The 25648-nt window shown below is 66.6% G+C and carries 20 protein-coding genes; 6 read left to right on the forward strand and 14 right to left on the reverse strand.

Going from position 1 to position 25648, the window contains the following annotated elements; translation table 11 throughout:
- Nucleotides 1-23: 23 nt before the first annotated feature.
- From terL to ROSELON_RS09940, 3 genes are all read left to right on the forward strand, one after another.
- On the forward strand, nucleotides 24-1463 hold the full coding sequence (terL, locus tag ROSELON_RS09930) for a phage terminase large subunit (RefSeq protein ID WP_025312249.1): 1440 nt from the start codon (nucleotides 24-26) through the stop codon (nucleotides 1461-1463).
- A gap of 303 nt (nucleotides 1464-1766) precedes the next feature.
- On the forward strand, nucleotides 1767-2471 hold the full coding sequence (locus tag ROSELON_RS09935; RefSeq protein WP_025312250.1) for an IS6 family transposase: 705 nt from the start codon (nucleotides 1767-1769) through the stop codon (nucleotides 2469-2471).
- Nucleotides 2472-2631: 160 nt separating this feature from the next.
- A complete protein-coding gene (locus ROSELON_RS09940) occupies nucleotides 2632-3525 on the forward strand; it encodes an IS3 family transposase (protein ID WP_084613758.1) in 894 nt (297 codons plus the stop codon).
- 141 nt (nucleotides 3526-3666) lie between these two features.
- Here ROSELON_RS09940 and ROSELON_RS09945 read toward each other — a convergent pair whose 3' ends face one another.
- From ROSELON_RS09945 to ROSELON_RS09985, 10 genes are all read right to left on the reverse strand, one after another.
- On the reverse strand, nucleotides 3667-4647 hold the full coding sequence (locus ROSELON_RS09945; protein ID WP_025312252.1) for a universal stress protein: 981 nt from the start codon (nucleotides 4645-4647) through the stop codon (nucleotides 3667-3669).
- A complete protein-coding gene (locus ROSELON_RS09950; RefSeq protein ID WP_025312253.1) occupies nucleotides 4644-6371 on the reverse strand; it encodes a cation:proton antiporter in 1728 nt (575 codons plus the stop codon). The genes ROSELON_RS09945 and ROSELON_RS09950 overlap by 4 nt, the downstream gene beginning before the upstream one ends.
- A gap of 25 nt (nucleotides 6372-6396) precedes the next feature.
- On the reverse strand, nucleotides 6397-7416 hold the full coding sequence (adhP, locus tag ROSELON_RS09955; RefSeq protein WP_025312254.1) for an alcohol dehydrogenase AdhP: 1020 nt from the start codon (nucleotides 7414-7416) through the stop codon (nucleotides 6397-6399).
- Nucleotides 7417-7428: 12 nt separating this feature from the next.
- Nucleotides 7429-9543, reverse strand: a complete 2115-nt coding sequence (locus ROSELON_RS18940) for an HAD-IC family P-type ATPase (RefSeq protein ID WP_342665334.1) — start codon at nucleotides 9541-9543, stop codon at nucleotides 7429-7431.
- On the reverse strand, nucleotides 9432-10199 hold the full coding sequence (locus tag ROSELON_RS19055) for a P-type ATPase (protein WP_342665278.1): 768 nt from the start codon (nucleotides 10197-10199) through the stop codon (nucleotides 9432-9434). Before ROSELON_RS19055 ends, ROSELON_RS18940 begins: the two co-directional genes overlap by 112 nt.
- On the reverse strand, nucleotides 10196-10477 hold the full coding sequence (locus ROSELON_RS09965; RefSeq protein ID WP_245605322.1) for a helix-turn-helix domain-containing protein: 282 nt from the start codon (nucleotides 10475-10477) through the stop codon (nucleotides 10196-10198). Before ROSELON_RS09965 ends, ROSELON_RS19055 begins: the two co-directional genes overlap by 4 nt.
- A gap of 160 nt (nucleotides 10478-10637) precedes the next feature.
- Complete coding sequence (locus tag ROSELON_RS09970; RefSeq protein ID WP_025312256.1) at nucleotides 10638-11570, reverse strand: metal ABC transporter permease; 933 nt, start codon at nucleotides 11568-11570, stop codon at nucleotides 10638-10640.
- Entirely contained in the window at nucleotides 11570-12784 is a 1215-nt protein-coding gene (locus ROSELON_RS09975) for a metal ABC transporter permease (RefSeq protein WP_025312257.1), read from the reverse strand. The genes ROSELON_RS09970 and ROSELON_RS09975 overlap by 1 nt, the downstream gene beginning before the upstream one ends.
- 5 nt (nucleotides 12785-12789) lie before the next feature.
- Nucleotides 12790-13596, reverse strand: a complete 807-nt coding sequence (locus ROSELON_RS09980; protein ID WP_025312258.1) for a metal ABC transporter ATP-binding protein — start codon at nucleotides 13594-13596, stop codon at nucleotides 12790-12792.
- A gap of 19 nt (nucleotides 13597-13615) precedes the next feature.
- Nucleotides 13616-14578, reverse strand: a complete 963-nt coding sequence (locus ROSELON_RS09985) for a metal ABC transporter solute-binding protein, Zn/Mn family (protein WP_025312259.1) — start codon at nucleotides 14576-14578, stop codon at nucleotides 13616-13618.
- A 105-nt stretch (nucleotides 14579-14683) separates the two neighbouring features.
- Between ROSELON_RS09985 and ROSELON_RS09990 the strand changes: the two genes are divergently transcribed.
- From ROSELON_RS09990 to ROSELON_RS10000, 3 genes are read left to right on the forward strand one after another with little or no spacing between them, the layout of a single operon-like run.
- On the forward strand, nucleotides 14684-16690 hold the full coding sequence (locus ROSELON_RS09990) for a non-ribosomal peptide synthetase (protein WP_198020746.1): 2007 nt from the start codon (nucleotides 14684-14686) through the stop codon (nucleotides 16688-16690).
- Entirely contained in the window at nucleotides 16687-19821 is a 3135-nt protein-coding gene (locus ROSELON_RS09995) for a non-ribosomal peptide synthetase (protein ID WP_025312261.1), read from the forward strand. Before ROSELON_RS09990 ends, ROSELON_RS09995 begins: the two co-directional genes overlap by 4 nt.
- Nucleotides 19822-19835: 14 nt before the next feature.
- Nucleotides 19836-21281 carry a thioesterase domain-containing protein gene (locus ROSELON_RS10000; protein ID WP_156945918.1) on the forward strand — a complete coding sequence of 482 codons (1446 nt, stop codon included), beginning with the start codon at nucleotides 19836-19838 and terminating at the stop codon, nucleotides 21279-21281.
- Here ROSELON_RS10000 and ROSELON_RS10005 read toward each other — a convergent pair.
- The 4 genes from ROSELON_RS10005 to ROSELON_RS10020 all read right to left on the reverse strand — a co-directional run bounded on the left by ROSELON_RS10005 (nucleotide 21239) and on the right by ROSELON_RS10020 (nucleotide 25645).
- Nucleotides 21239-22165 (reverse strand): Stf0 family sulfotransferase, encoded by a 927-nt coding sequence (locus tag ROSELON_RS10005; RefSeq protein ID WP_025312263.1) that lies wholly within the window; start codon nucleotides 22163-22165, stop codon nucleotides 21239-21241. The genes ROSELON_RS10000 and ROSELON_RS10005 overlap by 43 nt on opposite strands.
- 78 nt (nucleotides 22166-22243) lie before the next feature.
- Nucleotides 22244-22810 carry a hypothetical protein gene (locus tag ROSELON_RS10010; RefSeq protein WP_025312264.1) on the reverse strand — a complete coding sequence of 189 codons (567 nt, stop codon included), beginning with the start codon at nucleotides 22808-22810 and terminating at the stop codon, nucleotides 22244-22246.
- Between the two features lie 160 nt (nucleotides 22811-22970).
- Nucleotides 22971-23267, reverse strand: coding sequence for a hypothetical protein (locus tag ROSELON_RS10015; protein ID WP_025312265.1), 297 nt, complete (start codon nucleotides 23265-23267; stop codon nucleotides 22971-22973).
- A gap of 95 nt (nucleotides 23268-23362) precedes the next feature.
- On the reverse strand, nucleotides 23363-25645 hold the full coding sequence (locus tag ROSELON_RS10020) for a glycosyltransferase family 2 protein (protein ID WP_025312266.1): 2283 nt from the start codon (nucleotides 25643-25645) through the stop codon (nucleotides 23363-23365).
- Nucleotides 25646-25648 lie beyond the last annotated feature (3 nt).

A 25648-nucleotide genomic window follows, 5' to 3' on the forward strand; every position in this document is an offset into this window, starting at 1 on the left:
GGCAACAGCTGCGCGCGGGCGCCATGGCGCTCGCGCGAGACCAGTTCTTCTACTTCGTCTGGCGGGTCTTTGGGACGCTTCATTCCGGGCGCGAAGGGGACTTCGTGCCTGGCTGGCATGTCCAGGCCATGTGCCACGAGCTCGACGAGGTCCGCATCGGGGCAAACCAGCGGCTGGTGATCAACGTGCCGCCGCGGCACCTGAAGTCGATCACGGTCTCTGTCGCCTTCGTGGCCTTCGTGCTCGGGCACCGCCCGTCCTCGAAGATCATCGTCGCCAGCTACGGCCTCGACCTCGCGCGGAGACACTCGGAGGATTGTCGGCGCGTGATGCAATCGCGCTGGTACCGCGAGATGTTCCCCGGGACCCGTCTCGGCGGTCGCGGCAATACCGTGGACGAGATCCGCACCACCAAGGGAGGGAGCCGCAAGGCCGTGTCGATCGGTGGCGCGGTCACCGGTCACGGCGCAGATTACATCATCATCGACGACCTGATGAAGGCCGGGGATGCCAGTTCCGAGGCCGAGTTGGTGCGGGCACAAGAATATATCGAGGGCTCGCTGTTGTCGCGGTTTGACAATCCTTCCGAGGGACGGGTCGTGATGATCGCGCAGCGCCTGCACGAGCTTGACCCGCCCGGCTACCTGCTGGGCAAGGGTGGGTACCGGCATTTGAACCTGCCCGCGATCGCGGAGGATGACCAGCGGATCGCCGCGGGGAAGGGGCAGCACCACTGTCGCAAAAAGGGAGAGCCGCTGTTCCCGGAGCGCTTTGGGCTGGACGTCCTGGAAAGACTGCGCCGGGAGATGGGGGCGGCAGTCTTCAACTGCCAATACCAGCAGAACCCCGTGGCCCCCGACGGTTCTCCGCTGCGGTGGGAATGGTTCGGCACCTACGACGAGATCCTGCCGCGCCACGCCTATGAAATGGTGGCGCAAAGCTGGGACACCGGCACCGCGGCCGATCCCCGGTCGGATTACTCGGTTTGCACGACCTGGGGCTTCCGGGATCGCAAATGGTGGCTCCTGAACGTGTTCAGGGACCGGCTCGACTACCCCGACCTAAAGCGGACCTGCCTGCGGCTCGGGGAGGAGTGGGAGGCCGACGTTGTGTTGATCGAGGATGCCGCGACTGGCCGTCCGTTGTTCCAAGACTGCATTGAGCAGAACCGATCGCGCTTCCGGCGCGTCACGCCCGAGCAAGACAAGGAGACCCGCTTCCGTGCCGCGTGTGATCCAGTGTCTGAAGGCCAGGTCTTGCTACCCCGCGAAGCGGGTTGGCTGGACGACTTCCGACGCGAACTCCTTGCCTTCCCGCGTGGCCGCTACGACGACCAGGTCGACAGCTTCAGCCAGATGATGAACTGGACCAAGAGCACAGGCTTCTGGCGCAAGCTTGGGAGGGAGCACCCGCTCGCCCGGGAGAGGGTCGCCCGGCTGGAGTCGATGCGTCGTCGACGGTGAGAGTCACGTCCGATCAGATTCGGTCCCGAGAGGCCATGCCCGCTCGAGCTTTCGATCCGTGTTCGATACACCCAAGAACATCGTGCAGGTCCCGCCGGTTCGAATCCCAAACAGACATTGGTTCTGCACCTGCATCGGACGCAGCCACCTGCACGATGGGCGGGAAGCGGAAGTTCTCTGTGACCTGAGACCCGACTTCCGTCCAGCCTTCAGGAGAATCCGTCGGTTGATTTCTGGCCTCATGCGGGCTCTGTCAGAAGAACTTGGCTTGAGTAGGGCAGGGCGGTTTCGTAGCCTCTGCCGATGACCAAACGCTCCCCATTCAAGTACTTCAAAACCAGCCCTGAGATCATCCGCCTGGCGGTGATGCTCTACGTTCGGTTTCCGCTGTCGCTCCGCACCGTGGAGGACCTGCTGCACGAACGCGGTGTCGATGTCAGCTACGAAACCGTCCGGTTCTGGTGGCATCGCTTCGGCCCGATGTTTGCAGCCGAGATCAAGAAGCGCCGCATCGACGGCATGAAATCGAGTCGCTGGCAGTGGCACCTCGACGAGATTTTCGTGAAGATCAACGGCGAGAAACACTACCTTTGGAGGGCTGTCGATCACGAAGGCGAGGTGCTGGAAAGCTACGTCACCAAGACACGCGATCGGAAGGCGGCGTTGAAATTCCTCAGAAAAGCGATGCGCAAGCATGGCGGACCCGAGGTAATCGTGACCGATCGACTGCGATCCTACGGTGCGGCCCTGAAGGAGCTGGGCGCTGAGGACAATCAGGAAACTGGCCGCTGGGCCAACAACAGAGCGGAGAATTCACATCTGCCATTCCGACGACGAGAACGCGCCATGCTCAGGTTCCGGCGCATGCGGAGTCTTCAGAAATTCGCATCCACCCACGCCTCCGTCTACAACCACTTCAACCAGGAACGCAGCCTTTCCAGTCGCAACATCTTCAAGGCCAACCGCGCCGCCGCTCTCACCGAGTGGCGCGGTCTCTGCGCGGCATGAGAGACAGCGTCACTGTCCTACCTGAGACTGGTTCGAATTTGTCTGACACCACCTCTGAGAGCCTTGGAAGCTGAGAACGCCAAGCTGAAACGGATCGTTGCAGACCAAATGCTGGATATGTCCGCGATGAAGGATCTGCTGCAAAAACATTGGTAAGCCCATGGCGAAGCGACGAGCTGTGGGCTTTCTGATGACCGAGCGTGGGTTCAGCGAGCGGCGCGCGTGCCGGATTGTCGGCTTGGCGCGGTCGGTGCAGCAGTACCAACCACTGCCAAAGGACGATGAGGCGGCGATCAAGCGCATGAAGGAATTGGCGTCTGAGAACCGACGCTACGGCTATCTGCGCCTGCACGCCATGTTGCGACGCGAAGGCCTGGTCATGAACCACAAGCGCACGTATCGGCTCTACACCGAGCATGGCTTGCAGGTTCGTACCAAGAAGCGCCGCAAGCTGCCTAGGCGCGATCGCGTCGCGCCGCAGGTGCCGGAAAGGCCAATGCAACGATGGTCCTTGGACTTCGTCAGCGACCAGCTCGCTGATTGTCGAAGGTTCCGGGTGCTCAACGTCGTCGACGACCACAGCCGGTTCTGTCCCGGCCAGATTGTCGACGTGTCGATCCCTGGGGCACGCGTAGCACGGTTCCTCGATGATCTGGCCCTTCGCATGGGCCTCCCGGAGGAGATCATCCTCGACAACGGCCCAGAAGGCACCAGCAAGGCCATGTTCGACTGGTCCGAGCGAACCGGTGTGCGCCTGCGGTTCATCGAGCCCGGCAAGCCAGTGCAAAACGCCTTCGTGGAGAGTTTCAATGGCAAGTTCCGGGATGAGTGCCTGAACCTTCACTGGTTCCGATCACTGCACCACGCACGCGAGGAAATCGGACGATGGCGCAGCCACTACAACACCAAGCGCCCGCATTCGGCGCTCGGATACCTAACCCCAACGGAGTTCCTGATAAAAACCACCGCGCCAGCGCTTGAGACTCTTGCGGTCTCCACGCTGCCGCTTAACACTCAAAACCAACCGGAAGATTCTGGATCAACCCGGCCCTAATCGCGGGGGAAGGTCACTTCGACGACCACTTGGATGAGGATCTGTTCGGGCATATCCGGACCGTCGGGTCCCAGGTCGCCGGGGCACGGGCACGCCCCACCGCGTGCTTTGCCGGTCTCTCGCGCGCAGGTCGCCCGCGTGTCAGCCGCGCAGCAGGGGGCTGACGAAACCTTCGGGCTTCACGGCGAGGACGGGGCATTCGAGGCTGTTGATGATGTTCTCGGCCGTGTTTCCGATGAAGACCCCGCTCAGGCCCGTCCGCGCAACGGTGCCCATGACGACCACGTCCGCGCCGACCTGGCGGCTTTGGGCGTGGATCACGGTCTCGGGGGTTCCGCGGGCCAGGCGCGGCACCAGGCGGGGCCGGGGGCCGATCTCGTTGCGCAGCTGTGCGAGGAAGCGATCCATTGCCGCTTGCCGGACGTCGAGGATCTCGTTCACGTATTTATCCGCCGACATGCGCGCGTTGCCGCGCCCGGAGAACGCCCAGATCATGCCTTCGCCCATCGCCTCCCAGGCATGAAGCACGACGACCTCGGCGTTCGGCGCCTCGGCGATCGCGCAGGCGGCATCGATGACGCGCCGGTTCAGATCGGTCAGTGTCTGCGGCTCGGCGGCGTCCGCGGTATCGAGATCGACCGCGGCCAGAATGCGTAGGGGGCGTCGCGATGCGGAGGGTGTCTGCAGCCAGACGGGGCAGGGGCATTTGCGCAGCAGATGCTGGTCGGTGCTGGCGAACAGGAAACGATCCATGCCCGATAGCGGTTCGGCTGTCTTGATCACGAAATCGCAGCCCGATCGCGCGACATGGCGGATGATCTCGAGATAGGCCTTGCCGACGGCCACAGAGATGTCGATCTGCCGGTTCGGCGCGATCGAGGATAGCCGGGAGCGAACCTCGGCATAAGTGTGCTCGACCGCGTCGGCGATCAACCTGTCAGGGTCTTCGCCCGAGAGGCGCGACAGGATCGACAGGTCGTGCGGGGGTTCCACGCAGGCCATGACCTCGACCGCCGCGCCATGGGTGTCGGCAAGGGCCAGCGCGCTTTCGAGGGCGATCCGCCCGTCACCTGCATCGGCCACTGCCAAGATCTTGCGCGGCTTTCTCGTTTCGGCCGTCATGCCGGCAACTCCTTCTGGCCCTCTGGGTCCTCGACCGGGTGCTCGGGCGCCTGCACGCCGACCGCGATCATCCTGGCGGCGGCAAAGGCCGCGTCGCGATAGGGCATCAGCACCAGATCCGCGCGGTCCGACTTCAGCGCCTCGGCGGTGGCGTCGCGATGCGCGGCGACGGCGATCTTGCCGTCATAGCCCAGGTCGCGCACCGCTTTCAGAAGGGAATGGCGCGCATCGTCATGGGTCAACCCGGTATCGTGTTCGGGGACCGCCATCACCAGCCATTCGGCCCGCGCCAGCGGCAGGTGCCCCAGAAACTCGGGATCGGTCGCATCGCCGAACACCACGTCAAAGCCCTGCGCGCGGGCGTGGCGCACCGCCTCGGGGCTGAAATCGACGCCCAGGATTCGCTTGCCGCTGTCGCGCAGCGCCGAGGCGATACCCAGGCCATAGCGGCCCAGTCCGAACAGGATCACGTCATGGGCGCGGGCAGGCTCGGCGCTGCCGTCCTCCTCGGCTCTGGGGCGGCGGCGTTCGAAGACGCCCAGCACGGGCTCGAACAGGCCGTAGAGTTGGTGCGAATAGGTGATCATGTAGGTCGAGGCCGCGATGGTCACCAAGCCGACCAGCGTGACCAGCCCCAATGCCTCGTCCGCGACATGGCCGATCGCCACCCCCATCGCCATGAAGATCAGGGAAAACTCGCTGATCTGCGCCACCGTCAGCCCGGCAAGAAAGCCGGTGCGTTTGCGATAGCCCATCGCCCCCATGATCGCCAGAACGATCAGGGGGTTGCCGATCAGCACGAACAGCGACAGCACGATGGCGGGCACGACGCTTGCCCCCAGAACCGACAGGTCCAGCGAGGCGCCAAGCGCGATGAAGAAAAACAGCAAAAGAAAGTCGCGCAGCGAGGCCAGCCTTGCCGCGATCGCCTCGCGAAACGGGGTCGAGGCCAGCGACACCCCGGCCAGCAGGCCGCCCAGTTCCTTGCCGAAGCCCAGGTAATGGCCCACCGCCGCCAGCAGCGCCGCCCAGCCGATGGCGAAGGAAACCAGCAGTTCCGGCGCGCGCGACAGCCGTTCGACCAGCGGGTTGGCCACGTAGCGGATGAACAGCACCACGAACCCCAGCATCGCGACACCGTAGCCCAGAACGCGCAGAACCTCGGCCAGCGCGGCATCGCCCTCGGCCGCGGCGCCGCCCACGCCGATGGCCGACAGCGCGATCATGGCGACCACGACGACGATGTCCTGCACGATCAGAAACCCCAGCGCGATCCGGCCGTGCAGCGCGTCGATCTCGCGCTTGTCGGACAGAAGCTTCACGATGATGATCGTCGAGGAAAAGGTCAGCGCAATGGCCACGTAGATCGCCGTCAGCGCGTCCAGCCCCAGCGCCAGCGCGATGAGAAAGCCGAAGACGGTGGTGAAAGCGACCTGCCCAAGCCCGGTGACCAGCGCCACCGGCCCGAGGGTGCGCACCAGGTTGAAATCCAGCTTCAACCCGACAAGGAACAGCAGCACCGCAATGCCCAGTTCGGCCAGTAGGTCGATCTGTTCGTCGGAATGCGCGATGTCCAGCACCGAAGGCCCGGCAAGGATGCCCACGGCGATGAAGCTCACGATCAGCGGCTGGCGCAGCAACAGCCCCACGAACCCGACACCGGCGGCCAGAACCAGCAGGGCCGCGATCTCGTAGAAAATGTAGCCTTCGATGGCGTCGGTCATGCGCCCTGTCTTCCTTTCTGGCGGCTCAGAGCGTCATGACGATGCGGCCATCGATCTTGCCCTGTTCCATGCGGTCGAAGATGCCGTTGATGTTGTCCATGCTGTCGGTGGCGAAATGCGACGCGACCTTGCCCTCGGCCGCGAAAGACAGGCTTTCGGCCAGGTCCGCGCGGGTGCCCACGATCGAGCCGCGGATCGTCTTGCGGTTCAGCACCACGTCGAAGATGTTCAATGCAAAATCGCCCGGCGGCAGGCCGACAAGGCTCATGGTGCCGCCGGGGGCCAGCATGCCGACGCCCTGGCTGAAGGCGCTGTTGGACACCGCGGTAACCAGCACGCCGTCGGCCCCGCCAAGGCGCGTCACCTCGTCGACCGGATCGTCGGCCATGGCGTTGATGGCGGCACCTGCGCCCAACTCGCGCGCCAGGGCCAGCTTGTCCTCGGCTACGTCGACGGCGATCACGTGCAGCCCCATGGCGCGCGCATATTGCACCGCCAGATGGCCCAGCCCCCCGATGCCCGAGATCACGACCGTCTGGCCGGGGCGCAGGTCGCATTCCTTAAGCCCCTTGTAGACGGTCACGCCCGCGCAAAGGATCGGGGCGGCGGGCGCGAAATCCAGCCCGTCGGGCAGGTGGCCCACATAGGTGGGGTCGGCCTCGACGTATTCGGCAAAGCCGCCATTGACGGTGTAGCCGGTATATTGCGGCTCGGTCCGGCAGAGCGTTTCCCACCCGGTGACACAGGCGGTGCAATGCCCGCAGGCATGGTGCAGCCAGGGCACGCCGACGCGGTCGCCCTCTTTGACCGAGGTGACGCCGCGCCCGACCTCGGCGACGATGCCCACCCCCTCGTGGCCGGGGATGAAGGGCGGCTCGGGCTTGACCGGCCAGTCGCCGCGGGCGGCATGCAGGTCGGTATGGCACACGCCGCAAGCCTCGATCTTGACGATGATCTTGCCGTCCGAAACCTCGGGTTTGTGAACCTCTTTCAACTCCAGCGGTTTGGAGAAATCGGTGACAACGGCGGCTTTCATCATGCTCATGGGGGTCTCCTTTCACTGGGGCGGGGTGGGGTGGGTAACGACCGGGCGCGACAGGCGCAACGCGCGTTTCTCGATTTCCAGGATCAGCAAAAGGACCGGCCCGATGGCCACGACCATCAGGCCCTGCGCCAGGCTGAGCGGGCGGGTGTCGAAGAAGGCCTCCATGAAGGGGGCATAGGTGAAGGCAAATTGCAGCACCGTCACGGCCGCCACAGCGATCAGGACGGGCCGGGTGCCCAGAACGGCGCGCAGCGACGGCGAGCTCGTGTTCAGGAAGCGGACCGAGAACAGGTAGAAGATTTCCATCACCACCAGCGTGTTGACCGCGATGGTGCGCGCCACCTCGAGGCTTGCGCCCTGCGCCTGGGCCAGCGTGAAGGTTCCGAAGATGCCCGCGCAGAACAAAAGCGACACGAAGCCCACCCGCCACAACACGAAACGGGACAGGATCGGTTCATCCACGCGACGCGGCGGGCGGCGCATGATGTCGGGTTCCGGCCCTTCGAAGGCCAGCGCCATGGCCAGTACGACGGAACTGACCATGTTGACCCACAGGATCTGCACCGGGGTGATGGGCAACGTCAGACCCAGCAGAAGGGCTACGATCAGCGCCAGCGCCTCGCCGCCATTCACGGGCAACAGGAAGACGATGGCCTTTTTCAGATTGTCATAGACCGTGCGGCCCGCGCGGACGGCTTGGGCGATGGTGGCGAAATTGTCATCGGCCAGCACGATCTCGGCGGCCTCCTTGGCGGCCTCGGTGCCGGTCCGGCCCATCGCAACGCCGATATCGGCGCGCTTGAGGGCGGGGGCGTCGTTCACCCCGTCGCCGGTCATGGCCACGGCCGCGCCGCCGGCCTGCAACGCCTCGACCAGACGCAGCTTGTGTTCGGGGCTGGTGCGCGCGAACACATCGGTGCGTTCGGCGGCGCGGCGCAGATCGGGGGGCGACAGCCGGTCGATCTCGGCCCCGGTCAGGACGTCCTGCGCATTCTCGAGGCCCAGGGCCCGCGCGATGGCCGATGCGGTGCCGGCATGATCGCCGGTGATCATCTTGACCCGGATGCCCGCCGCGCGGCAGTCGGCGACGGCGGCGATGGCCTCTTCTCTGGGCGGGTCGATCAGCCCCACTAGACCCAGCAGCATCAGGTCGCTGTCCACGTCGTCGAAGGTCAGGGTCTGCCGGCCCGGATCGGCGGGCTTTGTCGCGACGGCAAGTACCCGCTGGCCCTGTGCCGCGATCTCGTGCGCGCGGGCATGCCAGTATTCGGCATCCAGCGCCTCATGGCCGTTTTCTTCGCCATGCTGTGCGGCGCACATGGCGATCACCTGCTCAGGCGCGCCTTTCACATGGATCGCGGCGCCGCCCTGGTGATCATGGTGCAGCGTTGCCATGAACCTGTGTGCGGCGTCGAAGGGGATGGCGTCGGTCTGGGGGTTGGCCTCGCGCAGGGCGGTCGGGTCCTGCCCTGCCTTCCAGCCGAAGGAGACCAGCGCCCCCTCCATCGGGTCGCCGGTGACCGACCAGCGCCCGTCCACCTCGGCGATGTCGGAGTCGTTGCACAGGATCGCGCCGCGCGCCAGATCGCCCAGCAGGGGGTAGGTCTCCAGATCGACCTCCGTATCGTCCAGCAGCACGCGGCCACCGGGGCCGTAGCCGGTGCCGGTGACCTGAAACAGACGCCGCGCGGTGGCCACGGATGCCACGGTCATTTCGTTCTTGGTCAGGGTCCCGGTCTTGTCGGAACAGATCACCGAGACCGAGCCGAGCGCCTCGATCGCGGGCAGACGGCGCACGATGGCGCGGCGGGCGGCCATGCCCTGCACCCCGATGGCCAGGGTGACGGTCAGGATGGCCGGCAGCCCCTCGGGGATGGCGGCGACCGACAGGCCGACAACCGCCATGAAAATCTCGCTGAAGCTCAGCCCGCTGCCGAAATACCCGAAGCCCAGGATCAGCGCCGCCAGCGCGAGGATGGCCAGCGTGATGGTGCGGGCAAAACCCTCCATCTGTTTCAACAGCGGCGTTGTCGTCGTCTCGACCGTCTCCAGCATCCCGCTGATGCGGCCGATCTCCGTGTCCGCGCCGGTCGCCACGACGACACCGCGGCCGGTGCCGGCGGCCACCAGCGCCCCGCTGAACGCCATCGAGCGGCGATCGCCCAGCGGCGCGTCGGCCGCTGCAGGGGCGGTCGCCTTTTCCCCGGGACGGATTCGCCGGTCAGCACGGCCTCCTGGATGCGCAGCCCATGGGCGACGATCACGCGCAGGTCTGCCGGCACCCGGTCGCCCGGTTCCAGCAGCACGACATCGCCGGGGACAAGGGCCTCGGCCGGCACAAGGGTGCGGCGGTTGTCACGCAACACGCGCGCGTCGGGCGCCAGCATGTCCTTGATCGCCGACAGCGCCTGTTCGGCCTTGCCTTCCTGAATGAACCCGATGATCGCGTTCACCAGAACCACGGCAAGGATCACCCCGGTGTCGACCAGATGCCCCAAAGCCGCCGTCACCATGGCCGCCCCGATCAGGACGTAGATCAAAAGGTTCTTGAACTGTCGAAGAAACCGCGCCAGCGGTCCGGCGCGCGGCGGCTCGGGCAGGCGGTTCGGCCCGACACGGCCCAGCCGCGCAGCGGCCCCCGCCGCAGTCAGGCCCGAGCTGTCGGCGTCGAGCGCGCGAAAAACGTCTTCGACGCTGTGATCGTGAAACTGGGTCGTCGTCGGCTCGCCCTGGGGCGCGGTGACGGCTGCGGGTCGAGACAGTTTGGCGTCATGTGCCGTCATGGTTGCTGCGATCCGGAGTCATCTTGCCAGCTTGGCTCGCGCGTGGCGTGGTCGTTGACGAACGCCTCGAGGTCCTTCACGGCCACGCGAAACTCGCGCCCGAGTTTCACGGCTCGCAACTCTTGTTGGTGGATCCAGCCGCGAACGGTCTGCTCGCGCACCTTCAGGAGGTCCGCGATTTCTTGCGTCGTCAGAAATGGCTTGCTGAGCATGCGTGACCCCAGGCTGAGTCCCCAGACCACCAGCATACAGGCTTTGCGCTCATGATACAGCGTCATCGTGCCTCAAAGTGCCTCAAAGTGCCTGAAACACGCTCAAACGACCTCAACGGTCGCCGGTTGGCGATTGCGACATTGCCGTCACGGCCGAGATCGTGCGGGGCGCGGCGACGCGGTCAGGTCGGGATTGGAGATTGCGAGGGCGGTGCCGGGTGGGGGGTCAGGCGGCCTCTTCCCGGCCGACGCCCACACGGCTGCGATGGGGCCCGAAGAGGCAGGCGAAGGCCAGGATCACGCCCGACACCGCCGCGATCATGCCCGCGGCACTGACCGCGTTCTGTCCACCGAACCAGAGCGGCCCGTACCCCGCGAAGACATAGCCCAGCACCGCCGACAGCGTGGCGAAACCGACCGACCACCAGACCTGATGCGCCAGTCGATTGGTCATCAGGCGCGCGGCGGCGGGCGGGCAGATGAACATGGCGATGACGATGATCGAGCCGACCGCATCAAAGGCCGCGACCGCGGCGATCGCGGCGGCAATCACCAGGCCAAAGCCCACGGCCGAGGCCGGGATACCGAGGGCGCGGGCGAAATCCTCGTCGAAGGTGGCGATCTTCAGCCAGCGCCAGAACACCAGCGTCAGGATCACGACCAGGGCGCAGACAATGGCGATGCGGCCCAGTTCCGGCGGTAGACCGGCCAGCGCCTGAGGGTCGAGCAGCGACTGCCAGCCCTCGGCCCGGAACCAGATCAGGCTTTCCAGATTGCCCATCAGCGCGTGCTCGATATCGAGATGGATATTGCCCAGATCGGCCTGTTCAAGGGCCAGGACACCGGCGGCGAACATCGTCGTGAAAACCACGCCCATGGCGGCCCCGGGCTCGACCTTGCCCAACCGCTTGATCGCCTCGATCAGGATGACGGCGACGATGGCTGCGCCCGCGGCCCCCAGCATCATGGGGATTGCCGCGACAACGCCGGTCAGCAGAAAGGCCACCACGATGCCGGGCAGCACGACATGGCTGATCGCATCGCCGATCAGGGCCTGCTTGCGCAGGATGAGGAAATTCCCCGGCAGCGCACAGGCGATGGCGGCCAGGGTCCCGATCAGGATCGGCGTGAGAGAGAATTGGACGAAGTCGGCCCCCATCAGGCGCCTCCGATGGCTGTGGGCGGGCCAAGGCGCCGATCGAACTCGGCGATCTCGTCGGCGGTAAAGACCTTTTCGATGGGCGTCAGCCCGTCATAGAGGCCGGCAAGGCCCGCATCCTGGTTGATCTCGCGCGCCACGTCCCAGCGACGTTCGTCCCGGGCGACCTTGGCTGCCTGCGCGCGCCCGGCATCCGTGGGCACGCCATCGGCGCGCACCAACCCTTCGCGCGACAACAGGCGCAAGGTGTATGCCTCTCGGATGGGGTGCTGTGCCGCAAGCGCCAAGAGCCCCTGGCGGCGATGCACGCGCGCCTGGAACCGCCGGTGGCGCAAGAGCGCGGCCAGCACGCCGCGGCCCGGTGCAAGGAACAACGACACGACAAAGACCGCCGCCGCCACCAGCACAATGATCGGGCCCGTCGGCAGGGCCGGGGCCGAGGCGGAAATCACCGCACCAAGATAGCCCGATACCGCGCCGACGCCGCCCGCGATCCAGACGACGCGCTGGGCGCGTTCGGTCCAGAACCGGGCCGTGACCGGGGGAATGATCAGCATGGCGACGATCAGGATCAGGCCCACCAGTTTCAGGCCGATCACGGTGACCGCCATCACCAGACCCATCATCAACAGGTCGATCCGGCGCACGTCATAACCCATCGCCGCAGCATAATCGCTGTCGAAGGCCACCAGCGTCATCGGCCGGCGCATGAGCCATGTCGCAAACACCACCAGCGAGCCGCCGATCACGATGGTGATGGCGTCGTTGAACAACATGCCGGCGGTCGAGCCGAGCAGAAAGCTCTCCAGCCCCGCCTGACGCCCCGAACTCATGGTCTGCACCACGGTCAGAAGGACGATCCCGAGGCCGAAGAACACGCCCAGCACCGAGCCGATGGCCGCATCCTCGGACAGGCGGGTGCGCCGGGGGATCCATTCCATGATCAGCAGGCCCAGACCGGCGGTCACCGCGGACCCGATCATCAGGCCGGCCAGGTTCCGCCCGTCGCCGCCGAACGCCACCATCAGCATGAAGGCCAGCGCGACGCCCGGCAGGGTGGCATGCGCGACGCCGTCCGACACCAGAGCCCGCTTGCGCAGAAACAGAAACGTCCCCGATGCCCCGGCCGCGAAGCCCAACAGGGCCGCGCCGATGGTGACGAGGGAGACGTTGTAGCCCGCCTGCAGAAAGAGCGCATCGAGGAATGGGCCCATGTCGATCATCCCAGCACGGCAAGCTCGTCGAGATGCGTCGCGGCAAGCCGCCCACCATAGGCCGCCTGCAGGGTCTGGGGCGTGAAGGCGGTGGCGACCGGCCCTTCGGCGATCCGGCGCACATTGATCAGGAAGACATGGTCGAAATAGTCGCGCACCGTCGACAGGTCATGATGCACGGCGATGACGGCCTTGCCCTCGGCCTTCAGCAATTTCAGCACGTCGATGATCGCCCGTTCGGTCGCGGCATCGACGCCTGCGAAAGGCTCGTCCAGCAGGTAAAGGTCAGCCTCCTGCGCCAAGGCGCGGGCCAGGAACACGCGCTGTTGCTGGCCGCCCGACAACTGGCCGATCTGACGATGGGCGAAATCGGCCATGCCGACACGCTCGAGGCACGCGCTGGCGCGCCGCGTCATCTGGCCCGACAGACGGCCCAAGAGGCCCAGCTTGCGGTAAAGTCCCATCTGCACGACATCCATGACCGTGGTCGGGAAATCCCAGTCGACGCTGGCACGCTGCGGCACATAGGCGATGCGCGCGCGGGCGGCGTCGATCGGCTGTCCAAAGGCGTAGACCTCGCCCGACAGACGCGGAATGACGCCAAGCGCGGCCTTCAACAGCGTTGATTTCCCCGCGCCGTTCGGCCCGATGATCGCCGACATGGCATTGCTGGGAAAGGTCGCATCGACCGAGAAAACCGCCGGTTTCTCACCGTAGGAGACGGTCAGTCCGCGCGTGACCAGCGCGGCATCTGGCGGCAGCACGGCCGGGCGTGTTGCCCGGCCGTCCTCTGCGACGATTGTTGGTTGCATCTGTTGTGTCATTCCCTGTTCATCCGTCGACCAAAAGGCCATTCATGCCGCCATTGGGCGCCTCGCCACCCAGCGCCGTGGCGATGGTCGTGGCGTTGTGGTCCAGCATCCCGATATAGGTGCCGCGATACGTGTCCGGCTGGCCCATCGCATCCGAGAACAACTCGCCGCCGACGACAATCTCGTGACCGCGGGCGGCTGCGCCTTCGATCACCGCCTGGATGTTGCGCTCCGAGACCGAGGATTCCACGAATACCGCGCCGATGTTGCGCTCGACAAGAAAGTCGACCATGGCCGCGATCTCCTGCAGCCCAGCCTCGGATTCGGTCGACAGACCCTGGATACCAACGGGTTCGAACCCGTAGGCGTTCCCGAAATAGTTGAACGCATCATGCGCCGAGACCACCACGCGGCTTTCGGCGGGCACGGTCGAGAGCACCTGCACCACATATTGCGCAAGCTCGCCCAGCTCGGCCAGATAGGTGTCGGCATTGGCCTCGTAGGTGGCGGCATTGTCGGGGTCGGCTTCGATCAGCGCATTGCGGATGGTGACGACGACATTGCTCCAGAGGTTGACGTTCATCCAGACATGCGGGTCGGTGCGGCCCTCGTAATCCTGCGAGCTCAGCAGCAGGCTGTCGGGGATGCTTTCGGCCACGGCGACGACGGTGCCGCCCTCGGATAGCCCCAGCATGAACTCTTCCATCTGCGCCTCGAGGAAGAGGCCGTTCCACAGCACCAGATCGGCATTGGCCAGGGCCACGATATCGGTGCGGGTCTGTCGGTAGCTGTGCGGGTCGACGCCTTCGCCCATGAGCGACGTCACCTCGACAAGATCGCCACCGACATTCGCGGCGGCATCTGCAATCATGCCCGTCGTGGCGATGACGGTCAGCCGGTCCTGCGCCGCCGCCCAGCCGGCGGGCAGCGCCATGAGTGTGGCCGTAACAGCAGCAACGAAAGTGCGCTTGGTCAGTTTCATGTTCGGTTCCCTGTTAGCTTTCCCCGGTCGGGGTCCTGTACGCACATATAGTGCTAGTGCGAGGCATTATCAGGGTCAATGCTTTTGCGAAGCATTCGCAAAAACTTGATCCGGTGGATCGTGGCGTCATCGGCGGGCGGCGTGATCGGGCCGCAATCGCTCGGCGGCGTCCTGGTGGTGCGGTTTCGGCGCGTGGCCGTCTTCCAACCCCGCGATTGCCGCCTTAAACACGGGGATGATACGCTTCGCGGAGAACGGCTCGGCCAGAAAGGGCGTGATATCGTGACAGTCGCTCAGCCGCCGCTGATTGTCCGACAAATTCAGGCGCGGGCGCGCACGGCGCCCCATGCGCCCGCGATCCTGTCGGCTGACGGTCAACAGGCGCTTTCCTATCAGGGGTTGAGCCGGCTTGTGGACAAGGTCGCCGCGACGCTGGCACAGGCGGGCCTTGGCGCGGGCGACCGGGTCGCGCTTTGGGCCGCGCGAGGGCCAATGACCGTCTCGGCCTTTCTGGGCCTTCTGGCGCATCTGCCGGTTGTGCCCATCGACCCTTCGATGGTGGGCCAATTGCCCGACCTTCTGCAGCGGCTTTCGATCAAGGCGCTTGTTGCGCCTGAAGGCCTCGATCTGCCGCAACTGGACCGCCCGGTTCATCGCCTGATGCCCACCGGCCAGTTCGCCGAATTCCGGATCGAGGTCGAGACCGTCTCGGACGCGCCGCCCGCTCTGGACCTTGCCGGCCTTGCTGACCCGGCGCTCGTGATTGAGACCTCCGGCACCACGGGGCGCCCGAAGGTCGTGGAGCTGACCCAGGCCAATCTGGCCGCGGGGGCGCAATCGGCGGCGCGTACCCTGGCCCTGGCGCCGGGCGAGATCTGCGTCAACCCGATGCCGCTGTTTCATGTGCATGGTCTTTGCATCGGCACCCTGGCGACCATCGCGTCGGGCGGTACGACGGTCCCCATGATGGGGGGCGATGGCGCGCTGGTCCTCGACGCCTGCGCGGCCGCGGGGGCCACATGGTACACCGCCGTGCCGACAATCCATCACAGCGTCGCGCAGGCGCTGGAGCGGGAGGCCGGGCTTGCCCGCGGGGTGGCGCTCAGGTTCATTCGCTCCTCTTCGGCCGCACTGGCCAGCGTGACGCGCGACACGCTCCAGCGGCACCTGGGCTGTCCGGTGCTTGAGGGGATGGGCATGACCGAGGCCGCCAGTTGGGTCGCCCATCAGCCCTATGGGCCCGGGCCGACCCACGGCCCCCTCGGCCCGGCACAGGGCACCGAGATCGCGATCCTGACCGAGGCGGGCGAGATCACGACCGCGCCTTTCGTCCAAGGCGAGCTGGTGCTGCGCGGCCCCAATGTCATCACCCGCTACGATGTCCATCCCGGCGATCCGTCCGAGGCATTTCATGACGGCTGGCTGCGTTCGGGCGATCTGGCCGAGTTGAACGAAAAGGCCGAGTTGCGCATTCATGCCCGCCTGAAAGAGTTGATCAACCGGGGCGGGGCCATGGTGTCGCCCGTCATGGTCGAAGCCATTCTGCTCGAGGAGGGCGCCGTGGCCGCGGCCATCGTCTTTGGCGCGCCGCACCCCTCGCTCGGGCAAGACGTGCTGGCCGCCGTGGTGCCCGCCGATCCCGCCGCGTTCGATCCCGACGCCATCCTGCAATCCGTGGCGCGGAAACTGCCCGCCGAGGCCCTGCCGCGCAGCGTTTTCCCGGTGTCCGAAATCCCGCTGAACCGTATCGGCAAGCCCGCCCGGATCGAGGCGGCGCTGCGCCTGCAGGACAAGTTCACCCAGATCTATGCCGCACCGCGCACGCCGCTCGAGGCGATCCTTGTCCTGATCATCGAGGAAACCCTCGGACGCGCGCGCCATGGCCGGCATGACGATTTCTTCCTCGCGGGGGGCGACTCGCTGTCGTTGATGCGCCTTCAACTGCGCATCGAAGAAGACCTCGGGGTGCTTGTGCCGGGTGATGTGCTGACGACCGAACGCGATGTCGCCCGACTGTCCGCGTGGCTCGAGACCCATCATGGCGAGACGATGCGCCACCGCCTCGCCGACGTTTTTGACGATGCGCCCGCTGCCAGCGAGCCGGGCACATGAGCGACGATCTGCTGCAAAAGGCGACGCGCGCGCGGGCGCGCATGGCCGCAGACCGGCAGGCGGTCGCGCCCGCGCCCGAAGGCCCGGTGCAACTGACCCCGGCCCAGACCGGGATGTGGATGGCCGAACGCTTTGGCAAGGCGGGCGCGCGGTTCACCCAGGTCCGCGCCTGGCGGATCTGCGGCGCGCTCGATCTCGACGCCCTTGACCGGGCGATCGGGCGGCTGTTGCAGCGCCATGACGCCTTTCATCTGCGCGTTCTGTCCCGCGACGGGCAGGGCATGCCGGATTTCAGCGCGCCGCCGCCTTGGTCCGGGGTCGAGGCCGAGCTGTGCCCCCGTGGCGAACCCGACACCGAGGCATGGGTTCAGCGCCGCATCACCGCCCTGTCGCAACGGCGCTTCGACATCGCCTCGGGCCCGCTCTCGGGGTTTCACCTGTTGATCTGCGGTCCCGACGCCTACGTGTTGGTGGGTCTGTTCCATCACCTCATGTCGGATCACAGGTCATTCACCCTCATGGCCGAGGATCTGTCGCGTCTTTACGCGCTGGAGGTCGGCGCATCGCCCGATCCGCAGGCGTTGCCCGACCCTGGCCAATACCGCGCGTTTCTTGCAGGCCGCCCGCCGCGCGAGGCCGACCCTTCTGCGCGGCAACCGCTGGCCGAGCCGGTATGGCCGACCCAGGTCGAGGGGCCGAGCGAGCAGTTGGACACCATGGCCCATTTCGTCGAGGTCTTGCTCGACCCGACGGAGAGCGACGCCGTTGGCCGTGCCGCGCGGGCCTGTGACGCCACCGTCTTCGGCCTGACCGCCGCGCTGTTTCAGGTTCTCGTCGGCCGGCTTTGCGATCAATCCGACGTGTCGGTCTCGGTGTCGCGCACGATCAGGTCCGGCGCGGCCAGCATGGATGTGATCGGCATGTTCGTCGAGAACGTCGCGTTGACGGCCTCGCTCGGGGCGGACCGGTGCCTTGCAGATTTGGCCGGTGACGTGGGTCGTGCCCTTGCCGAGATCCCCCTCGGGGCCGCGCCTATCCTGTCGGAGGGGCCGGCGGGTGCCTCGGTGATCTATTACGGCGACCCGACCCCGACCCTCGACCTGCCGGGCTGCCGGGTGGCGCGGATCGAGCCCGAGGCGAAACCCGTGCCGGTGGCCATGCAACTGGCCATCTACCGCGAGGCGGGGCGCTTGCGCTTGCGCCTGCACGGGCAACGCCGTCTGTTTTCCCGCGACGCGCTGGACCGGGCGCTCGGGGCGTATCGGCAGATGCTTGTGCATGTCATCACGGCCGAGACCCCGGCCACGGTTGTTCCGACGCGCCTGCCGCTGGTGCCGGAGGGGGCCCAACGGGCCGACCTCGCCCGGCACGCGACTGCCCCGGCCCGTTATCCCGACGCGGTGGATCTTGCGACCCTCTTTCTGGCGCAGGTGCGCCACAGCCCCGACGCGCCGGCGTTGCGCACGCCCGATCTGTGCTGGAGCTATCGGGACCTTGCGGCGCAATCGCTGGCCATTTCCGACTGGTTGCGCCAGCAGGGTCTTGCGCCGGGCGAGCGTGTCGGGTTGTCGGCCGAGCGCGGGGCGGATCATATCCGGGCGCTTCTTGGGGCCGTGCTGGCCGGCCTTGTCGTCGTGCCGCTCGATCCGACGCATCCACCCGCGCGCTTGCGCGACATGATCGATATCGCGGGCTGCCGCAGGGTCGTGGGGGCAGGGGGGGCGGCCGCGCAAACGGACGGGATCGGACCGATCCTGCGCCTGCCGCCCGTCACGGCGACCGACCCCGGCGCCCAACTGCCGGATCATGCGACCGGCGATCCGGATGGCACGGCCGTCATCGTCTTCACCTCGGGGTCGACCGGGCGCCCCAAGGGGGTGGCCACACCGCATCGCGGGATCGCGCGGCTGGCCGCCGGGCTGACGCCCGCCCCGCCGGGACCCGGCGATCGCGTCCCGCAACTGGCCTCGCCCGGTTTCGACGGGGCGTTCATCGAGATCTGGGGCGCGTTGCTGAACGGGGCCGAACTCGTCTCGCCCGAGGGGCCGCTCGGCGATGCGCGGGCCATCGGCGACCATCTCGAGCGTTACGAAATCACCAAGGCCTTCGTGACCACGGGCCTTTTCAACCTGCTGGTCGATACCCGGCCCGAGGTGTTCCGAACCCTGCGCTGGCTCGCCATCGGCGGCGAGGCCGCAAGCCGAGAGCACGCCGAGAGGTTCCTGCGCGACCATCCCGGGATCCCCCTCTACAATGTCTACGGGCCGACCGAAAACAGCGCGCTGACGACCATGCACCGCATCACCGCGGGCGGGACGGGGCCCGTGCCGCTGGGGCGGCCCTTGCCCAACAACCTTGCCTTGGTGCTCGACCGCGCGGGCCATGTCCTGCCCGCCGGGTTCGTCGGCGAGCTGTGGATCGGCGGCGCTGGCCTTGCCAAGGAATATGTCGCACAGCCCGATCTGACGGCAGAGCGGTTCCGAACCTTTCCCGCGCGCCAAGTCGGCCTGCCCGACCACGGCGACCTGCGGCTGTATCAGACGGGCGACCGTGTCAGTCGTGACAGCGCCGGCTGCCTGCATTTCCACGGTCGTGTCGACGGGCAGATCAAGTTCAATGGCCATCGCATCGAACCGGCGGAAATCGAGGACGCCATCCAGAGGTGTGCGGGGATCGAGACCGCCGCGCTTTTGCCGCTGTGGTCGGAGGACGGGGGCCGGGTCACGGGGCTGGCCGCCGCCGTCGTCTCGGGCGAAGCGCTGGATGTGACGTCGCTCAGGCTCGAGCTTGCCCGCAGTCTGCCGCGCACTCACCTCCCCACCGAGATCCACGCCTTCGCGACCCTGCCCCTGACGCCGAACGGCAAGCTGGATCGCGCCGCGCTGCGCGACACGCTGGAGGCGCGCCGCGCGGCGGCCGCGGCCACGGCCGGGGCGGCGGATCTGTCGCATGTCGACGAACGCCTCGTTGCCGCCTGGACCGATACGCTCGGCACGCCGCCATCCGGGCCGGACACGGATTTCTTCGTCGCGGGGGGCAACTCGCTTTCGGCGATGCAGCTTTTGCTGGCCGCAGAAGAGGTTTTTGACCGACGCCTCGACATCAACCGTTTTTCGCCGATGCGACGTTGAACCGGCTGCAGGCCATGGCCAGCCGATCCTGCGCGGGGCCGCGGCGGCGCTTTCTTGTGACCCTGCGCCAGGGCGCGGCGCAAAAGCCCCCCCTGATCGCGGTGACAGGGTTGCGGGGCGCGTGCCTTTGGGCGCGCGAAATGGTCGACGCTCTGCCCGCCGACGGGCGGCCCGTTTACGGCCTGAACCTGCCCGAGGATGACCCTCATGCCGAGCGGCAGGACAGCCTGCAATCCCTGGCCGAGGCCATGGCCGAAGAACTGATTGCTGAATTCGGAGACCGCCCCCTCCACCTTGTCGGCTATTCCTTTGCGGGGTTCCTTGCCTTTGTTCTGGCCGGGCTGTTGAGGGACAAGGGGGGCAATCCGGGCCGAACGATCCTGGTCGATCCCAACTCGAACCTCGGGCCGACGCTGCCCAGGTTCGAGGAAAATGCCCATATTCCGGTCGAGGCACGGCTAAGCCACCTGCGCTGGGAACATCGTCTGCGCATCACCCCGATCGATGTCGACTATATCTATTGCCCCGAGGCCTTTCCCGGCCCCCGCAAGAACGACGCCGAAGAATTCGCGCTGCTGACCGGGGGCGACATGGCCGTCCACCAGATCGCGACATCACACGTGGCTATCATCCACGGGGCTCAGGCGCGAAAGCTGGCGTCGGTTGTCGATGGCATCCTTGCCGGCACGCGCCAGCCCGAGGCCCGGCTGACGGCCCGTTTCACGCCCGAGGACCTGGATCGCGCGCTGACCGCGCGGGATCTCAGCCTGGCGGGGCGCTTTGCCGATGCGGCGGTCCTCTATGACGGTCTGGTTGCACGCTATGGCCACGCGGCCGAGTGGTTGCACGCGGCCCGCTTGGCCGCCCATGCCGGGGCGGGGCGACGGGGCGTGTTCTGGCGTGAAACGATGCGCGGTGTTTTCGGCGCGGGCCATACGGCGCGGTACTGGTGCATTTTGGGGGCGGCCGGCGAGAAGGCGGGCGCGCTGCGTCTGTCCCGCATCGCCTGGCGGCGGGCACTGCGCCTGTCGGGGTCCGACGTATTCGGCGGCTTTCAGCTTGTGCTGAGCTTGCTCTACTCGCGGAAATTCTCGGCCGCGCAGGCCGTCGCGGACGAGATCGAGCACCGCGCCCGCACCCCGGTTCCGGCGCTGATGGCGCGCGCCGCCATTGCGAAAGTGTCCGGTCTGGACGGGCAATGCCACCTGCTGCTGGTCGATGCGCTGAGCCGCAGCTCGATCACGATCGGGCATGTCCTCGCCGCGCTGAACCAAATCCTTGGCCCCGAGGATCACCAGATTGCGTTGCGCCTGATCGATGGCGCGTTGGAATATTTCCACGAGGACGCCGCGCTGCTGCATGCCCGGTCGGAATGGCTGGCCCGGGCCGATGCCGAAGGCGTGGCCGACGCGGGGCGTCAGAGGACGAGGCCCGGCATGCGCTCCATGGCCAAGTCGTAGATCTCGACCCGGTTCGCCACATCCAGGCGGCTGTTCTGCGCGCGCGTGGGCGGCTTGTAGCCGGGATCGACACGGGTGTAGCGCCCGAGAAACCGGCTGATGCGCCGCAACTCGGGCACCAGGGTCGTGCCGGACAGATCCTCGTAAAAGATCGTGCAGACATCGGCCGAAATCGCGGTGAGATGCGCCTGGGCACGGCGCTGTTCCTCGCGCCGGGTCTGGGCGAGGTCGCAAACCTCGGACGGGTTCAGCCAGACGGGTGCGGTCGGCGTTTCCGACCCGCCGGACGCGTCTGCCTCGGCGTGAAACCGGCCACGCTGTTCGGCCAGAAGATGCGAAATTGCCTGCGCCACGACGTCTCGGCGGATGACATGCAGGATGGGCACATGCAAGGCGACGAAGAATTTCAGGACGGTCGGCGCGAGGGTCATGTCATCCACACCCAGCCGTGCAGCCTGGGAATACTTGACGTCGAACAGCACAGGGTTCGCCGCGTCGAGCGTCGAGATGTGATGCGCGAGGAAAAGTGGAAGATGGCGTTCGGGGTCAAGCAGCAGATCTGTGGTGTTGGTCTCGGGCTGCGCCACGTAATCCGAAAAGGAGCCGGACGCCGTATTGGTCCGCGCAAAGACCTCGCCGCCGGTCTGGAAATCGGTCAACTGGATGAGCGAAGACCGCAGCATGTGCGTGCCAGAGCGGAAATTCGAGTAGACCAGAGCCGATCGGCGCAAGACCTCGTAGCCGCCGTCGAGCAGCGGATCGGGCCGATCCACCGCCTTGGGCTCGGGATCGAGCGCGATCTCGAGTGCTGTGTCGTCATTTTCGGCGGTATCGGTGTCGGGCAGCGGGGCGCGACCCTTGGACCGCGCGCGACAAAAAACCAAAGACCATGCAACCTGTCCCGATCCTTTGGGGGCCCGGCGCAGAAGGAAACCGCCCCCCGATGGGGGCGGTCCCAGGCATCAGAAGGTGATGCGGAACTGCAATTCGGCGTAGGACGAGTCGATGGTGTTGCCGCCCGTGTCGCCTTCGGCCCATGCGCCGGTCACGCTGATCTCGGCCGAGTCGCCGATGTCGAAAGCGGCCCGCAGACCGGCGGCGGTGCGGGAATAATCGCCTTCGTCGAGGTAGTTGACGGTCGGGCCGACGCGGATGTCGTAATTCAGACCAAAGAGGTAGAACGCGCTGGTGTAGAACGTTTCCTCGACCGAGTCATACTCGGCCAGCGCAAAGCCCTCGTTTCCGTTCGGCTGGTCGTAGTTGAATTCGACCGACACGAAAACGCCCGCCTCGTCCACCTCGTCAAGGAAGGGGCTGTTCGGCGAATAGGAGCGATCGCGATAGGACACACCGCCGAAAAAGGTCAGCCGCGCGGTCGAGTCGAGCGGCATGGCGTAACCGGCCAGCAGGCGGAGATTGGTCAGCGTGCCGTCCGAGGCGCCGGCATCGTATGCGCTGTGCGCCGCGTCGAAGCGCAGCACGAACCCGTCATACAGGGAACCGCCCAGACCCTGGCGGAAGCTGAGCATCCCGAAGCTCGAGTCGTTTTCGGCGATGTTGCGATGGCGATGAATTCGCTCTGCTGCGCCATGGCAGGAGCACCGGCGAGGCCGGCCAGCGTGGCGGCCGTCAGGGCGGCGGCGGTGGACTTCCGAAGGTTCATATCTGCTCTCCTGCCTTGGCGGTGGCTCAGATGTTCATCAGGCGGGCATTGCTGCCGGCCGACTGAAGACCGGCATCGACGGCCGGGGCCACGCGCGCGGTGATCGACGCTTCCAACTGACCCAGGGCTTCGATCCGGCTTTGCGCCTCTTCGACATGGGGGCTGTCGGGGTGTTCGAGGATGAAGCGGGAATAGGCCGCAACGCTGTCGGTGCGCTGGGCGATGTCCCAATCGCTGGGCATCACCGGCTGGCCGGCGGACGCGACCGAGGCCACGGGCAGAATGGAAAGCGCAAGACGGGCTACACGTCCGAGAAAGGTCATCGAATATCTCCATGTCACGACATGACTTGGGCCAGACCGTATCGCGGGATTCGTGCACTGGCCAGCCCGCAGGCGCCGAATATCCATCAAATTGGTCAGGTGGGCCTTTCGGGCCACAGGCCCCAATCGTCGGGGGCCGACATCAGGCCCATCTCGACCAGTTGCGCCGGCCCCTCATAGGCCACGGAATGCGCGCTGAGCAGGACGTCCTTTTCCCGCGCGGCGCGCAACGGTGTTTGCAGCGCCTTGTAGAACCGTGCGCCCATGAAATGCTCGTCGCGTTCGATCGCCTCGTCCACCCGCGCCATCAGGTCGCCGATGAACTTGTAGTGCAACAGCGCGCCCGACAGCGGCGCGACCGGGACATGGCTGTGCTGGTGGTTGTTGGCGAGATAGCAGAAATCGGCCCCCGGTTTGACAAGGGGGGCCTTGGTCATCATCAGGCTGCGACCCGACAGGCGCGCCCGCACACCGCCCTGCACGAAATGATAGGGCGGCACCTCGTTGTCGAAGAACAGGTAATCCCGGTCGATGTACTTGCTGCGCTCGAAGGGGTTTTGCGTGGCGTCCGTGCCCAGATCCTCCGGGTAGATGTCCAGCATCATCGCCGGAATGCTGCGCCAGCCCTTTGCATCGGCATAGGCGATCAGATCGCGCAGGGTGCGGCCGCGCTCGACGCCGGGAAAGACGAAAGCCTCGTCGATATCGACGTAGAAACACCAATGCCCGACCCCGAAGCGGCGGATCAGGTGATTGACCCAGGCCACGCCGCATCCCGATTGCCGAAAACTGCCGGTTTGCCGAAACAGCGAGACGTCGTCCTGCGCCGCCAGCCACTCGAAAGAACCGTCGGTCGAGCCGTTGTCGACCACAAAAAAATGGGTCACCCCAAGGCGACGGTAATGGTCGAAGAACCAGTCGAGGAACTCGATCCCGTTGAAGACCGTCATGAACAGCAGGACAGCGTCCTGGGTGGGGGCCCATTTCAGATGGATGGTTTCGGGATGGGCTGTGCGTGCGTTCAGCGCCATGGCGCGGCTGCGGGTCAGGTGATCGCGCCAGATTGCGGCAGCGCGGGCGTGGTCCCCGGCATCGGCGGCAAAACGCGCCTCGAAGGGGGCCAGCGGCGCGGTCCGCGCAAGGCCCGACGGCAGCTGTTCGAATGTCCGTTGCGCCGCGTCCCGTTCACCAAGGGCGAGGGTCAGGCGCAGCTCGAGGTTCTGCACATGCGGGTCGTCGCGCATGGTCCGTGCCACCGGCGCCGCAAGGTCGCGCGCCCGGGCAAGACCTTCGGGCGTGCCGTTGAAGTAGTAATAGTAATGGGCCACTGTCAGGTTCACGCGCTCTTTGGGCACCGAGACCGCCACCGCGGCCGACAACACATCCTCGACGACGTCGCGCCCGGCATCCTGGCACACCGTCATGACCCGTGTTTCGTGCCATGACCATTCCGAGAACAGACGGATCACCGGCAACAGCGCCTCGGTCGTGTCGAAATCGCCAAGGGTCGCGGCCAGCCCGGCCTTTTGCCGGATGAGGTGTCGCTGCAGAGGATACAGCGCCAGCGTGCCGTCCAACACCTCGCTGAAGTCCTGCAGGCTGTCGCATTGCGCCGCCGCTTCCTCGGCCAGCCAGTAGAGGCCCCAACCGTCCCGGCGTTCGGAGATCTGCTCGCGCAGCTCGTCAAAGGTTTCGAGATAGCGCCCGCAATCGAGTTGCAGCCGATACCGCAGCAGGCGCGCAGTTGCGCTTTTGGGGGGCAGAACCTGCTGGCGCTCGGCCAGGGCTGCGATCGCCGCCTCGGGGCCGTCTTGCAGGGCGACGAGGCGAATGCTCAGGCTTGCGGCCTCGGGGCTGTCGGGGGACGCGTCGCAGGCGGCCGCGATCATCTCGGCGGCAAGGTCCCAGTGGCCGGCGGCGAGCGCCGCCTTGCCGATCCGCGCGGGACTGTCCGACGCCCCGTCGCAGGCCAGCGCCGCGTCGAAGTCGCGCTCGGCCAGCAGCAGGTCGAGCCTGCGATCCGCGTGGCGCGCGTCATCGCCCGCGATCCTTTCATGCAGGTCGCGCGCCCGCGCGTAATCGCCGGCCTCGATCAGCCAGGCCACCAGGTCGGACGCCACCCGGTCAGAGCCGGTCAGCGCCACCAGGCGTTCGCCGATGCGGATCTGCCAATACCGATCCTCGACCGCCCCGGCGCGGCGCAGGGCCGCCCCGAGCACGGCGATGTCGGTCTCGGTGTCGATCATGTGGTGGGGATCGGCCCCCGAGGCGGTGATCGCCCCAATGGGCGCGCGCCCGCCGCGCACGAAATCCTCGAGCGAGGCCACCGGCCCGTCGATACCGGCGCGCCGCAACATCTCGTCATGGCCGATGATCATGGG

Source organism: Roseibacterium elongatum DSM 19469, assembly GCF_000590925.1.
GTDB classification, from domain to species: domain Bacteria; phylum Pseudomonadota; class Alphaproteobacteria; order Rhodobacterales; family Rhodobacteraceae; genus Roseibacterium; species Roseibacterium elongatum.

Coding starts and splice junctions, on each gene's coding strand:
- ROSELON_RS09945 (WP_025312252.1), bottom strand. CDS start 4,647: ATGACGGCCGAAACGAGAAAGCCGCGCAAGATCTTGGCAGTGGCCGAT.
- ROSELON_RS09935 (WP_025312250.1), top strand. CDS start 1,767: ATGACCAAACGCTCCCCATTCAAGTACTTCAAAACCAGCCCTGAGATC.
- ROSELON_RS10000 (WP_156945918.1), top strand. CDS start 19,836: ATGGCCAGCCGATCCTGCGCGGGGCCGCGGCGGCGCTTTCTTGTGACC.
- ROSELON_RS10010 (WP_025312264.1), bottom strand. CDS start 22,810: ATGCTCAGCTTCCGCCAGGGTCTGGGCGGTTCCCTGTATGACGGGTTC.
- adhP (WP_025312254.1), bottom strand. CDS start 7,416: ATGAGCATGATGAAAGCCGCCGTTGTCACCGATTTCTCCAAACCGCTG.
- ROSELON_RS09985 (WP_025312259.1), bottom strand. CDS start 14,578: ATGAAACTGACCAAGCGCACTTTCGTTGCTGCTGTTACGGCCACACTC.
- ROSELON_RS09970 (WP_025312256.1), bottom strand. CDS start 11,570: ATGGGGGCCGACTTCGTCCAATTCTCTCTCACGCCGATCCTGATCGGG.
- ROSELON_RS19055 (WP_342665278.1), bottom strand. CDS start 10,199: ATGACGGCACATGACGCCAAACTGTCTCGACCCGCAGCCGTCACCGCG.
- ROSELON_RS09965 (WP_245605322.1), bottom strand. CDS start 10,477: ATGACGCTGTATCATGAGCGCAAAGCCTGTATGCTGGTGGTCTGGGGA.
- terL (WP_025312249.1), top strand. CDS start 24: ATGGCGCTCGCGCGAGACCAGTTCTTCTACTTCGTCTGGCGGGTCTTT.
- ROSELON_RS09975 (WP_025312257.1), bottom strand. CDS start 12,784: ATGGGCCCATTCCTCGATGCGCTCTTTCTGCAGGCGGGCTACAACGTC.
- ROSELON_RS09940 (WP_084613758.1), top strand. CDS start 2,632: ATGGCGAAGCGACGAGCTGTGGGCTTTCTGATGACCGAGCGTGGGTTC.
- ROSELON_RS09950 (WP_025312253.1), bottom strand. CDS start 6,371: ATGACCGACGCCATCGAAGGCTACATTTTCTACGAGATCGCGGCCCTG.
- ROSELON_RS09995 (WP_025312261.1), top strand. CDS start 16,687: ATGAGCGACGATCTGCTGCAAAAGGCGACGCGCGCGCGGGCGCGCATG.
- ROSELON_RS10015 (WP_025312265.1), bottom strand. CDS start 23,267: ATGACCTTTCTCGGACGTGTAGCCCGTCTTGCGCTTTCCATTCTGCCC.
- ROSELON_RS10020 (WP_025312266.1), bottom strand. CDS start 25,645: ATGATCATCGGCCATGACGAGATGTTGCGGCGCGCCGGTATCGACGGG.
- ROSELON_RS09980 (WP_025312258.1), bottom strand. CDS start 13,596: ATGCAACCAACAATCGTCGCAGAGGACGGCCGGGCAACACGCCCGGCC.